Annotated in this window: 11 protein-coding genes and 3 tRNA genes; 12 read left to right on the forward strand and 2 right to left on the reverse strand. The window is 43.3% G+C overall.

Annotated features, from left to right (window positions below; genetic code table 11):
• The first annotated feature begins 7 nt into the window (after positions 1 to 7).
• From rpoD to B8965_RS06555, 5 genes are all read left to right on the forward strand, one after another.
• The gene (gene rpoD, locus B8965_RS06535) at positions 8 to 1105 is read left to right on the forward strand and encodes an RNA polymerase sigma factor RpoD (protein ID WP_084053040.1); all 1098 of its coding nucleotides are present in this window, start codon (positions 8 to 10) and stop codon (positions 1103 to 1105) included.
• 77 nt (positions 1106 to 1182) lie between these two features.
• Positions 1183 to 1257: transfer RNA gene (locus B8965_RS06540), tRNA-Ile, on the forward strand.
• 17 nt (positions 1258 to 1274) lie between these two features.
• A tRNA-Glu gene (locus B8965_RS06545) sits at positions 1275 to 1351 on the forward strand.
• A gap of 4 nt (positions 1352 to 1355) precedes the next feature.
• Positions 1356 to 1431 (forward strand) — tRNA-Val (locus tag B8965_RS06550).
• 126 nt (positions 1432 to 1557) lie between these two features.
• Positions 1558 to 1788: a hypothetical protein gene (locus tag B8965_RS06555; RefSeq protein WP_084053041.1), complete on the forward strand. Its 231-nt coding sequence runs from the start codon at positions 1558 to 1560 to the stop codon at positions 1786 to 1788.
• A 203-nt stretch (positions 1789 to 1991) separates the two neighbouring features.
• On the opposite strand, the gene B8965_RS06560 is transcribed toward B8965_RS06555, so the two are convergent.
• Both B8965_RS06560 and B8965_RS06565 read right to left on the reverse strand, forming a co-directional pair.
• Positions 1992 to 3263, reverse strand: coding sequence for a sensor histidine kinase (locus B8965_RS06560; protein ID WP_200805885.1), 1272 nt, complete (start codon positions 3261 to 3263; stop codon positions 1992 to 1994).
• A 4-nt stretch (positions 3264 to 3267) separates the two neighbouring features.
• Positions 3268 to 3993, reverse strand: coding sequence for a LytR/AlgR family response regulator transcription factor (locus B8965_RS06565; RefSeq protein ID WP_084053042.1), 726 nt, complete (start codon positions 3991 to 3993; stop codon positions 3268 to 3270).
• A 173-nt stretch (positions 3994 to 4166) separates the two neighbouring features.
• Between B8965_RS06565 and B8965_RS06570 the strand changes: the two genes are divergently transcribed.
• The 7 genes from B8965_RS06570 to B8965_RS06595 all read left to right on the forward strand — a co-directional run bounded on the left by B8965_RS06570 (position 4167) and on the right by B8965_RS06595 (position 13170).
• The gene (locus B8965_RS06570; RefSeq protein ID WP_084053043.1) at positions 4167 to 5744 is read left to right on the forward strand and encodes an RICIN domain-containing protein; all 1578 of its coding nucleotides are present in this window, start codon (positions 4167 to 4169) and stop codon (positions 5742 to 5744) included.
• A 164-nt stretch (positions 5745 to 5908) separates the two neighbouring features.
• Positions 5909 to 6400: a hypothetical protein gene (locus B8965_RS06575; protein ID WP_084053044.1), complete on the forward strand. Its 492-nt coding sequence runs from the start codon at positions 5909 to 5911 to the stop codon at positions 6398 to 6400.
• Between the two features lie 21 nt (positions 6401 to 6421).
• Positions 6422 to 7066 carry a LemA family protein gene (locus tag B8965_RS06580; RefSeq protein WP_423237165.1) on the forward strand — a complete coding sequence of 215 codons (645 nt, stop codon included), beginning with the start codon at positions 6422 to 6424 and terminating at the stop codon, positions 7064 to 7066.
• Between the two features lie 8 nt (positions 7067 to 7074).
• Positions 7075 to 8769, forward strand: a complete 1695-nt coding sequence (locus B8965_RS06585; RefSeq protein WP_084053046.1) for a DUF2207 family protein — start codon at positions 7075 to 7077, stop codon at positions 8767 to 8769.
• 24 nt (positions 8770 to 8793) lie between these two features.
• Positions 8794 to 8937, forward strand: a complete 144-nt coding sequence (locus tag B8965_RS12780) for a DUF4428 domain-containing protein (RefSeq protein ID WP_242941944.1) — start codon at positions 8794 to 8796, stop codon at positions 8935 to 8937.
• A 92-nt stretch (positions 8938 to 9029) separates the two neighbouring features.
• Entirely contained in the window at positions 9030 to 9509 is a 480-nt protein-coding gene (locus B8965_RS06590; RefSeq protein ID WP_242941945.1) for an SHOCT domain-containing protein, read from the forward strand.
• A 211-nt stretch (positions 9510 to 9720) separates the two neighbouring features.
• Positions 9721 to 13170, forward strand: a complete 3450-nt coding sequence (locus B8965_RS06595) for an S-layer homology domain-containing protein (protein WP_084053047.1) — start codon at positions 9721 to 9723, stop codon at positions 13168 to 13170.
• The last annotated feature ends 15 nt before the right edge of the window (positions 13171 to 13185 follow it).

Genomic DNA, 13185 nt, shown 5'->3' on the forward strand with positions numbered 1-13185 from the left:
AAAAAAGATGAACAAAGAAATGAAAGTAGAAACGGTAAAAGAACTTATTGTAAAAGGTAAAAAAAATGGAAGTCTTACTTACAAGGAAATCATGGATGCTTTACAAGGAGTAGAATTAAATCCTGACCAAATAGATGATATCTATGAACAATTTTCGACTATGGGTATAGAAGTAGTAGGTAAGGAAGAAGCACAAGAAGATAAAGACTCGACAGATAAAGAAGATGACGAAGACGAAGAAGAGGTCGAATTAGATTTATCTGTCCCTGAAGGTATTGGCATTGATGATCCAGTAAGAATGTACTTAAAGGAAATTGGTAGAGTACCTTTATTGACCGCAGAAAAAGAAGTAAAGCTTGCTCTTTTAATGGAAGAAGGAGACGAAGCAGCTAAAAGGGAATTATGTGAAGCAAACTTAAGGCTAGTTGTTAGTATAGCTAAAAGATATGTAGGGCGCGGTATGTTGTTTTTAGATTTAATTCAAGAAGGTAATCTTGGCCTCATAAAAGCTGTAGAAAAGTTTGATTATCGTAAAGGTTTTAAGTTTAGTACTTATGCAACTTGGTGGATCAGGCAAGCTATAACTAGAGCTATCGCTGACCAAGCACGTACTATTCGGATACCTGTTCATATGGTAGAAACGATTAATAAACTTATTCGTATATCTCGTCATCTTTTGCAAGAACTTGGTAGAGAACCAACTCCTGAAGAGATTTCAGTAGAAATGGAAATACCTGTGGAAAGAGTTAGAGAAATACTGAAAATTGCTCAAGAACCAGTTTCTTTAGAGACTCCAATTGGTGAAGAAGAAGATAGTCATCTTGGTGATTTTATTGAAGATGAAGACGCACCAGCACCAGCTGAAGCAGCATCATACATTCTTTTAAGAGAACAATTAGAAGGTGTATTAGATTCTTTAACTCCAAGAGAAGAAAAGGTATTAAGACTACGTTTTGGTTTAGATGACGGACGTTCAAGGACATTAGAGGAAGTTGGTCAAGAATTTGGGGTTACGAGAGAAAGAATTAGACAAATTGAAGCCAAGGCTTTAAGAAAACTAAGACATCCTAGTAGAAGCCGTAAATTAAAAGATTATTTAGATTAAAATAATTTTAAAATATAGTTGACTTATTAACTAGAAATACGTATAATGAATCTTGTCGCGGTAACCACTGCGACTTAGGGCCTATAGCTCAGTGGTAGAGCATCCGGCTCATAACCGGATGGTCCCTGGTTCGAACCCAGGTGGGCCCACCATTTGAAATTTTCATATTGGCCCGTTGGAGAAGTGGCTGAACTCACTAGCCTTTCACGCTAGCACTCAGGGGTTCGAATCCCCTACGGGTCACCATTTTGGGCGATTAGCTCAGCTGGGAGAGCACCTGCCTTACAAGCAGGGGGTCGGCAGTTCGATCCTGTCATCGCCCACCAAACAGAAACCTATTGCATTTGCAATAGGTTTTTTTGTATATAAATGCACTTAACTAAAATTTTGGTATCAGACTACCCTACTCTTGAATAGGATATAGTACTTTAAGAAATATAGGAGGAGAGATTATGTCTGATAATAATAACATTCAAAGAAGACTCGCAAACGTCTTACAAGAATTACAAGAAATAGTAGATGATAGTATTAAAATAAGAAAACAGTCTAAAGAGGTAAAGGTTCAAAATGCTAAGGTATGGGAAAAGTTTTTAAGTGGATTTTTTAGTTTTATTAAAATAAGAGAAAAAGAAACTGGCGAAAATCTAATGTGGGGAATTTCATTACTGAAGATTATGAAATAAAAAAGTAGCGTAGTAGTTACATAATTAAAGTATAGGCACACTACCATAGGGAAACATTTGAAATGTGGCTAATGGTGGGCATATATCGGCAGACAGTGCGTTTTTACTGTCTGCAGATTACCTTTTTTGCACATCTTTTGGTGTTCCCTTAAACTACTCATGTGAACTGATATAAATAGCGGAAAATAAGGTTAATTAATAGATTATGTAGTTGCCTGAAATATAAACCAGCCATCCTTGACCGAAAACTGGAATACACCTCCATGTTTTTCCACGATATGTGCCATGCTTTTTGTGCCAAAACCGTGTCCCTGTTCTTTAGATACAGGCAAGCCATGATGGAATATCGGTTCTACCTGATAACTGTTGCGGATGTCAATGCACAGCTTATTATTTTTGGAATACACACGCAGCTTGATATAGCGTTCATTGCTGTCTACTATATTGTCACAGGCATGTATGGCGTTTTCCAAAGCATTTGACAATAGTGAGCAAAGCTCGGTGTCGCTAAACGGAAGCGAGTCAGGCAGTCTTGCTTCTACCGTCAACAGGATTCCTGATTGTTTTGCTTTGGTGGCAAATGCGGACAAAATCAGATTGACGGTTTCATTTTCGCAAAAGCGTATGGGCGTTATGGCATCCATATCGGACTGGGCAGTCTGCAGATACTCTTTGAGTTCCTCTATGTGTCCCTTGGCTGCCAGCCCCTGCAAAAGAGCGAAATGGTGGCGCATATCGTGCCGATAGGCCGCAGCATTCTGCTGCAGCTGCCGCAGAGAAGCAAACTCTGTCTGCGCCTGCCTAAACTGCGTATCCAGCATATCCCGTTCTCTTTGGATGCTAGCCTGTTTTTGCGTTTCGGCATAGTAAAGGAGAACAAACACCAAATAGAATGCCGATGTCACGAAGGGCATAAATTGTACAGCCGTGCGTGCCCCACTATACATAAAATCTGTGTAAACAGTGCCGGCATAGTCGAATAGATAGTAAAAGGCTGGCATGGCACCAAACAGTAGGCAGGATTTAACAGAGCGTTCCAATAGATGCTGAATAGAGTTAACCGCATATTTTTCTAGAAAATAGTACATCAGAAATGCAGTCACAATATAACCGATATGGTTCATAGAAGCATTGTTAAAAGTTTCACCTACAACAGTACCAATCCAACGGGGTGGCTGGCAGCACAGGAAGGAGACAAACATACTGGTTAGTGAAATAAGCCATGACCGCTTTAAGTAAAGGGCGATAAAAACAGCAACCGGCAAATGAGAAAGCAGCGGATATATTTTTAGTGTCATGCCCATGCCCCAAAGCTGCAGGCAGACGAATTGTAAAATAAATAAAATGATGGTAAGGCACCCAAGAGCCAGATAATTTTTCCGTGTACGTACCATTCCTGTGAAATTGACCGCAACCGCCACACCGAATAACAGGGCAATAAAGTAACGAGAGAATTCAATAGCTGTTTCTACCACCCGCTTATTCCTCCTCCATTTGATAATGCAGATATTGCTGCTTTATCTCTCGCGCCTTGCCCTGAGCAACAGGGATAGAGGAAAGGGTCTGTAAGGTCACCTGATGATTTTTGATGGTATCCACATACTGCATATTCACAAGATAGGAGCGGTGGGGTTTGATAAAACAGCCATATTTCAGAAGATTATCGCAGACAGAGGAAAAAGACTCTGTACATTCGATTACCTTGCCGGAGCGCAGGTGATACAGTACATTTCTCCCGATAACCTCAGCAAAAGTCAAATTGGAGATTAGTATTTTTTGAATGCCCTCATTACTTTTTACGATAATCGCATCCTCATCTTTTTGTGTTTTTATCTGCTCTAGCATTTCGTCAAAGGTGAAGAACAGTTTTTCTTTTGAGATTGGCTTTAGTACATAGTTAATCGCTTTCACTGAATAGCTCTCCAAAGCAAATTCGGGCGATGATGTAAAGAATAAAATTGGTGCGGTTTTGTCAAAACCACGGATTTCCTTTGCGACATCAATACCCATAAAGCCCGGCATAATAATATCCAGACAGTATATATCAAACCGTTTTCCTTTTTCTAAGGCCGAAACCAACTCAAATCCGTTTGGAAAGACGGCGTATTCACAGCTAAAGTTTTTTGATGCTCTATATAAGTTGATGAGCTGTACCATATTGGATAGCTCATCAATATTGTCATCACAAACCGCAACCTGTAGCATAAATATTCCTCCACTTCTCTATTATCCTAATTTTATGATAATTTTACCATAAAAATTGAATTCCGAAACTATGATTCATGTCAAAAAAATCATGTTTCATGCAGCAGACGATTTTTAAAGGAAGTTTATGGTATGGTGAAGATATGAAATAAAACTTGAGAAGGAGCAAAAATATGATGAAAAAGCGATTTATGAGTATCTTACTCACCCTGTGTATGATGCTGACACTACTGCCGGCAACGGCCATGGCAGCTAATAACTACAATGCTAAACTCAAAGAAGGCTGGTACTATCTTCGGTGTATGGGCAACTATCTTAATTTAGATGCGAATGGCAAAGCGGAACTGCGCGACAAAACCAACACTCCAGAAGGAAACACAAAGTTCCGTGTACATTACTGGGGAACTGGTGCATATGGCTTGGAAACGCAGGATGGAAGGTATTTAGGAATAGAAGGTACCATAAAAGACGGAGTACGAGTAAAGACGGTGGCGGGTGACCCAAACGCGGGTATATCCAAAGATCCTATGTTTCGTTGGGACATTTACAGCGAAAACGACAAGGATATTTGGAGCCTCCGCCCACGGATGAATAAAGATATTTTTATGAACGCATCTGGGCAGAAAAGCGCAGATGGAACCCCTATTATTTTATGGACACATATAGATCGTTGGCTTTGTCCGAGTTTCCGCTCTCCTGATGCTCCTAATCATGGGGAGTTCCGGTTTATTCATGCAGATACATCCTGGGTGGATCCCGGAGCTCCAAAAACGCCCGCAGATGGCTGGTACCAGCTTGATGTGAGACCCAGCGCATGGGACGGGCATAGAAACACGATCTTTAAACGCAATATAAACATACACAAAAATGGTGGTGCAGAAATTGACGTCATGAGCTGCATCCCGGGAACTTATGAATTTTATGTGCAAAACATGGGGAACAAGCAAATAACCTTGAGGATGGGGGATGGAAGGTATTTGGGAATAGCTGACCCCATAAAAAATGGAGTACGGGTAAAGGCAGTAAAAACCCCTTATCTTTGGAACAGCTACTCCGAAAAGAAAGACTATGGAGACCACGATAATTTCAGCCTGCGTCCGTCCACGAACACTAACATGATACTCAATGTTTCCGGGCAAAAGGCTGAGGTAGGAACCCCTATTATATTGTGGGAATATACAAAAATGGACGCTCCTTCTCATGCCGAGTTTACATTTAATGTCTTGAGCAAGGATAAAGTTCCGGCTAAGGCTGTAACCCCTCCAGTTCCTGTTGTAAAACCAGGGACACCGTCCATGAGTATTGTAACTGCCACACCAAGCAAGACGAGTTTTATGATGAACAGCCATTCTGTATCCGTCACGGCGGCGTACACCATAAATGGTACTAATTACTTGCAGCTGCGTGCAATTGCAGCACTGCTTAATGGAACTGCTGCACAGTTTGATGTGGGCTGGGATGGACAGTATGCCGTAATTGAGCCCGGCAAGCCGTACAGTAGTGTAATTAGCGAAACTAAGCTCCAAAATACAACGAATATCCGAAAGAGCGACACGAAGTTCAAGCTAAATGGCAAAGTCTTTACATTTTCAGATGCCCGGTTGATTGCCGGCGATACTAACTACCTTCAGCTGCGCGAGTTTGCACAGAAAATATCTGGCACGGCATCGCAGTTCAATATTTATTGGGATGATGCGGTAAGTAAGGCGGTCATCCAGCCCGGCGTGGCTTATACGGGGCTAGTACAGTAGACATTATCAAATCGGCGTAAAACTTTTTTAATATCTAAAACCATGATTCATGTCGAAAAAATCATATTTCATGCAGCAGACGGTTTTTTCGTGGAAATTTTGATAGATTTAATGCAATGGAATGCTTTCAGCACAGCAAAGCAAAAGAAAAGGGAGGATTTGAAATGAAAAAAATATTGGTACTTATGATGGCACTTGTTATGACCCTAAGCCTTGTAGCCTGCGGTGGTGAGGCTGATGGAGAAACATCACCAGCGAATCAGCAAGGGGCTTCGGTTGAGGATTACGCAAAGCTTGAGGGGTTTTTTGATCGCGTTATTGAAAATTATACCGGACAGCAGGAACTTGCCACATTATTGGAAGAAGTGAAAAGTGGTCAAAAAGAAGAAAGCGCACTCCTGGACGCATACGGGAAATTGGCAGAAGATTCCGCTGGGATGCTTCAAGATGTGCAAAACACAACATGGGAAACCAACCATTATGATGACGAGGTGGCGGCGCTCAATGCATGTGTAAAGGCCCTTGCGTTATATCAACAAACATTATATGAGGCAAGTGCAGAAAATGATGGCGCAAAGCTGGATACAGTGGCAGAGTTGTTGAATGATTATGATGCAAAATTAGGAGCACTACTCGATGCCATGGGCGTAGAGTAATTTAACTTCAAATAAATTCCAATGGATGTCTTTGATTTCCCAGGATCAACACAGGCAGGGGGCCTGAAAGGCTCCTTGTTTTCTAAAAACAGAAAGAGGAGGGAAAACATTATGCTGCCAACTTTCATCGCAATCACCGTAATTGTTGCGGTCATTGTTCTATGGACAATTTCCACACAGCGCAAACTGGTCGTGCTTGATGAAAATATCAGCAATTCCATGAGTCAAATCGGGGTGCAGCTGTCAAGTCGTTTTGATGCACTGACAGCTCTTTTGGATTTGACAAAGGCCTACGCAAAGCACGAAAGCGAAACACTGATTGAAACAATCAAATCAAGAAGAAGTGTGATTACGGCAAAATCTACACCAGATGATGTGTTACGCCAGGAAGGAGTGATATCCGAAGCCCTAGGCAGGATTGCCATGGTAACGGAGCAATACCCTGAATTAAAGGCAAACCAAACGTATATCAAAACCATGGACGCAGTGGAAACTTTTGAAAACATGGTGCGCACCAGTCGCCTGATTTACAACGACAGCGTGACCAAGCTCAACCGTGAAATCCGAATGTTCCCGATCTCCATGATTGCTGGAATGTTGGGCTTTCAGCAAAGAGAGTATCTTGTGGAACAGGCTGGTAAGGCGGATATGCCTAGCATGAAATGAGGTGTTCTATGAGAAAAAGCGTAAGCTATCTAATTTTAACCCTTGTCCTATTATTTTCCCTCTCTCTCCCCGTTTATGCCGCAAATAAGGTAAATACCATGGATATTCAGGCTGTCATTAACGAGGATGGATCCATGCGCATTAGGCAGAGCTGGTCAGGGCGCTTTGATGAAGGAACAGAAATCTATATTCCCATGAATGCGCCAGATTATCTGACCATCAGTGAGCTTACGGTCTCCGACCAAAACGGCAAATATGATACCTTGTCGGATTGGAACATTGACTGGAGCTTTGAACAAAAGGGAAGAAAATGCGGCATTCATAATACAGACAGCGGTTATGAAATCAGCTTCGGTATCAGCAGATATGGGCAAAACCACTATACCATTGAATATAAGTTAGATAATGTGGTAGGCGGTTACAGCGACAGGGACGGTGTAAATTTTCGATTCATCAATGACGGAATGAATACCACCCCTACTGATGTGACGGTAAAAATTGAGCTTGCGGATGGAACTCCTATTACCGATGACATTGCCTCTATATGGGGTTTTGGTTTCGCGGGTGAGGTAGTGTTTGAAAATGGAAGCATTGTTGCTCGTACAGATACCCCACTCTCCACGGAAAACCATGTAACGGTGCTGCTTGCCATGGATAAGGGAATCCTGTCCCCCTCACGGCAGGAGACGGGGAGCTTTGAAGAAGTGCGGGAAAAAGCCCTTTTGGGTAGCGATTACGATGAAATCGGCTCAAATGGTGAAGAAGTATCTACATTTACAGCACTTACTGTGGTACTGTTTTCTATCGGACTTCCCATCGGGCTGATTATTTGGATTCGCAGGATAAAAAAGAAAAGCGCAGAGAAAAAACGGCAAAGGTTCGCAGAGAAGTTCGGGTATTATAGGGATCTTCCTAACGATGGCATACTGAGCGCTACGTATGCATTGGGGAGAATGTTTGATATGTGCGAGGATGGTGCTATCCTTGCCACAGGGATGCTTCGGCTAATCCAGCTGGGCTGTCTATCCCCTGTGGAAACGCAGGAAGTAGGATATATGGGCAAGACACGAGAAACAGTCAGCTTGCGGATCATGAGCAGCCAGCATGACAAAATGAATGAGTATGATGAGTACCTTTATACGGTATTAGAGGGTGCAGCTGGTTCAGATCGCACTTTGCAGGCAAAGGAGCTGGAACGCTTTGCGAATCAAAAGGATACGCTACTTCGTGCCTATATTCAAAAGCATGATAGTGCAGGTAGATCCTATTTGAATCAAAAGCAATGTCTGAAACGTTGGAATATTCCTGCCAAATTAACCGACTTGACGCCATCCGGTGAGCAGGAGCTAGGCCAGCTAATGGGCCTTAAGCGATATCTGATGGATTTTTCATTGGTTGCCGAGCGGGGCGTTAAGGAAATACCGATTTGGCGGGAATTACTGTCTTATGCTATGCTGTTTGGCATCGCCGATCAGGTAGCGGAGCAAATGAAAGAGCTATATCCGTCACTCTTATCTGAATTGTCCGATTACAGCCAAAGCATGGCAACTGCTTATTCCTATCACTATTTGCTTTATAGCAATATGAAGAAAGCCGAAGAGCAGCACGAACAGGAAAAGCGAAGCGGAGGAGGGGGCGGATTTGCTTCCCTTGGCGGGGGCAGCGGCTCCATAGGTGGCGGTTCGGGCGGTGGAACGAGATGATTAAAATAAATGGAGGAACTGATTATGGGCTTATTTTCTAAAAAACCCCCTTGCCCCATCTGCGGCGGTAAGATTTCATGGTTTTTGCCATCGAAAATCGAGGGCGAATACATCTGTGACACTTGTTACGGCAAAATTGATGTAGAGAGTGACAAGGCAAACAACTGAAATCATTTACCATCAAAGAAGATAATGCGCTCCTGTTTGAGGGTTCGGCGGCTGGCATACAACGTTATGCCAGCACCGTATCAGGTTGTGCCATGGCTATTGCTCCGCAAATCAGCCAGTTTGTGATGAATAGGCAAATGGTCCGAGCACTTGACAAGCTAGATGACGGCAAGGCAAACGGGTCGGCACCAGTACAATCTTTTAATGTACCAGAGCCTTTTCGTATGTTCAACGTGGAGTTACATTTCGACCATCCTTATTGGGCGGTGATCAAATGTGATATGGATGGACCCCGATTTGATAATACTCACCCGGATGTGAACGACTACCTCCGTTCTTATCAGAGAAGCATTGAGGAACTTGAAAAGCTAGTGGCTGCATTCAAGGCAGTTGCCTTTCCGGGTGCACCAGAGCAGTCCAGCGGATCTAGTACGGCACAGCAGGTAAATAAAACTATAGCACCCCCTGCTGATGCCATCGAGGAAATCAAAAAATACAAGGCGCTCATGGAAGACGGCATCATTTCCCAGCAGGAATTTGACGCCAAGAAACGGCAGTTGCTTGGCATTTGAAGAAAATTGCAATATTCATGCGGAAATGAGGGGATAGCATGATTTACACATGCGAAGACTGTGGCCTTTTATTCTACCGGGCAGGAGAGGTAAAGGAATGCCCCTTCTGTGAGAAAAACGATATTCGTTTTGCCACCAAAGAAGAAATCAAAAGATTACAGACACTTCTGGAACAAGGAAAACCAACTTTATTTAAGGAGGAACAGACCCTATGAAAAAAATACTAAGTATGTTTCTTGCGCTGTGCATGGTACTTACCATGGTGCCGGTTTCGGCAATGGCGGAAGAAACACATACGACCATTGGCGGGGGTGGAGAAATTATCAGCTTTGCACCGCTAGAGGAAACAGAAAAAGTGGTATCCCTTGGCACATCCATAGAGGATTTAGAGCTGCCAGAAACACTGACAGCCGTGGTGCGGACAGCTTCAATAACTGATAGCAGCGCATCGGAGGAAATCGAAATCGACATTCCGGTGATATGGACTTCTCCGGAATATGACAAGGAAACTGAGGGTATTTATGTATTTTCACCAATAATTGAGGGCTACACAGTTAGTGCTGAACTGCCACAGATTACTGTGACGGTAGGGCAACTTGCAGTTGAAGTAGAGGGAAGCAAAGCTGTAATGTTAGCAGAAGAGAACGTAAACATTGAGGAAATTAAAATTACAGATGCTAATGCAAGCAAAATACAAAAATTATTTGACGATAAAGGTTCAGGGATTGCTGAGGTGACAGATAATAATGGTACAATTAAAATTAAGCTACTAAAAAACATCACTGGGATTATAATAATTTATACTTCAAATAGTAACTATATTTTGGATGCTAATGAAAAGACCCTCTCAGGTGGAGGACAACCCGAAGCAATCCAAATAGCAAATTCTTGTAGTGGAAGTACTTTGGAGCTAGTTGGAAACGGTATTTATAAAAAAGGAGGTAATAATTCATTATACATTTCCGATGGTAATACGCTCATTATAAAGAGTGCTACAATTTACGGTAATATTTTCAATTATAATATTATTCGATTTGAGCGTGAAGAGGGATCTGATTATTTTACTGTAAAAAATAATGGTATTGATTTATTTGAAGAAAAAAACAAGACGACACAAACAACATATTGGATATACGTCACTGGTACAGGACTTGTGGTTGCTCAGCATGGTTTGGATCTCGCTGGTACAGCAATAATAAGCAATGAATCACCAAGAATTGGCGAAGTACTGAACGGTTCACTTGTTGGTAACAACAACACCGGTACGCTAAGCTATGTATGGAAAGCAGCTGGAACGATTGTTGGCACAGAACCAAGCTATACAGTAACAGAATCAGACCTAGGAAAGCCAATAACCCTAGAGATCAGCTCAAGCGTAGAAACCGGCACAATCACAAGTACGGCAACAGCGGAAGTGTTAAAAAAAGTAGCTCCGTCTGCCCCAGAAGCTCCTACGCTAGTTTCAAAGACACATAACAACGTAACGCTTACAGCAAATGCATCTTACGAGTTCTCAAAAGACGGTACGACGTGGCAAACAGACAATGTGTTTAGCAGTCTGACTGAAAGCACAACGTATACGTTCTACCAGCGAGTGGCTGAAACAAGCGACACGGAAAAATCTGCGTCAAGCACAGGATTAAGTGTGACGACCAGCCTCGCTCCGGCAGGCGCTCTAACAGGCACAGCAATAATAAGCAATGAATCACCAAGAATTGGCGAAGTACTGAACGGTTCACTTGTTGGGGGTAACAACACAGGTACTCTAAGCTATGTATGGAAAGTAGCTGGAGCACAAGTCGGCACAGAACCAAGCTATACAGTAACAGAATCAGACCTAGGAAAGACGATAACACTAGAGATCAGCTCAAGCGTAGAAACAGGCACAATCACAAGTACGGCAACAGCGAAAGTGTTAAAAAAAGTAGCTCCGTCTGCCCCAGAAGCTCCTACGCTAGTTTCAAAGACACATAACAACGTAACGCTTACAGCAAATGCATCTTACGAGTTCTCAAAAGACGGTACGACGTGGCAAACAGACAATGTGTTTAGCAGTCTGACTGAAAGCACAACGTATACGTTCTACCAGCGAGTGGCTGAAACAAGCGACACGGAAAGTTCGGTGTCAAGTACGGGATTAAGTGTGAAGACAAACTCAAACGGTGGCGGCTCCGGAAGCAGCGGCGGAAGCTCCTCGAATGACAACAGTAGTTCTGTCATCGTTACACTACCTACACCAGATAAACCTAATTCTCCTATACAGGGGGAAATTAAGGTTCCAGGCACAGTGGACAGCAAGGGTAATGTAATGGTGAGCATCACTGACAAAACCGTGACAGATGCTTTTGATAAGGCACTGGCGGACGCCAAGAAAAATGGAACTGAGCGAAATGGCATCACGGTGGTTCTCCGTGTAGACACCGGCATCAAGGCCGGCTCTAGTGTAACGGTCAATCTGCCAAAGAACGTGCAAGATACCATCATCGCAAAGAAAATCGTCAACACCATTGTGGTGGTGGATAATCCTAACATCAGAGTCGGCATGGATTTGGCGACCGTTCGGGAAATCAACAGTCAAGCAAAGTCTGATATGAATATCACTGCTAACCGCGTAGACAGTGGTAAGCTAACCGGGGAAGCAAAAAGAGCCATTGGTAGCCGCCCGGTATTCGACCTTAAGGTGAACTACGGCAACGACAAACAGGTACAGAACTTTGGTGCAGGCAGCGTATCGGTAACTATCCCGTACACCCTAGGCGCAAACGAAAAGGCCAGGAATGTGCAGGCTGTTTATGTGGACGAAAATGGCAAGGTACACTGGCTCGTAAACTCAGTCTATGATAGTGTGGAAAAAGTCCTGCGTTTCAGCACCGATCATTTTTCCACCTACGGCATCGGCTATAAACAGGCCGACACCGTATTCACGGACATTGCAAACCACTGGGCAAAGGATGATATTGAGTTTGTGGTAAGCCGTGGATTGTTCAGCGGCACTTCCGCTACCATTTTCAGTCCGAATACTGCCATGACAAGAGGAATGTTTGTCACGGTGCTAGGACGACTAGCAAATGCCGATGTGAGTGGCTACAAAAAGAGTAATTTCACCGATGTGAAAAGCGATGCTTACTACATGGGCTACATTGAATGGGCGAGAAAAAACAGCATCATAAACGGCACCGGCAATGGAACATTTGCCCCGGATCAGTCTATTACCCGTGAGCAGATGGCAGTTATTATACAGAACTATGCTAAAGTCATTGGTTTCACAATGCCGAAAGTCTATGGGGAAAACACCTTTGCGGACAGCACTAAAATCAGTGTCTACGCCAAGGATGCCGTTAAGCAGATACAGATGGCAGGCGTAATCAGTGGAAAGCACGGAAATCTTTTCGACCCGCAAGGTACAGCCACACGTGCCGAGGTCTCGGCAGTGATGGGACGTTTAGTAGAACTGGTGATCTCTAGCGATACCATGCAGGGCGTGACGGCGGATGTACCGAAAAACTTGAAGTACACGACCTATACCGTGCAAAAGGGTGATAGCTTCTGGCTCATTGCACACACACTGGGATGCACCTTGACTGAGTTGGAACGGCTGAACAACAAAAGCAGGTTCGCTCTAATCCATCAGGGTGATATGCTTCGGGTTCCGGAGAAGTAAAGCACAAGCAATAAA

Origin of the sequence: Desulfonispora thiosulfatigenes DSM 11270 (assembly GCF_900176035.1) — a bacterium.
GTDB lineage: Bacteria > Bacillota > Peptococcia > Peptococcales > Desulfonisporaceae > Desulfonispora > Desulfonispora thiosulfatigenes.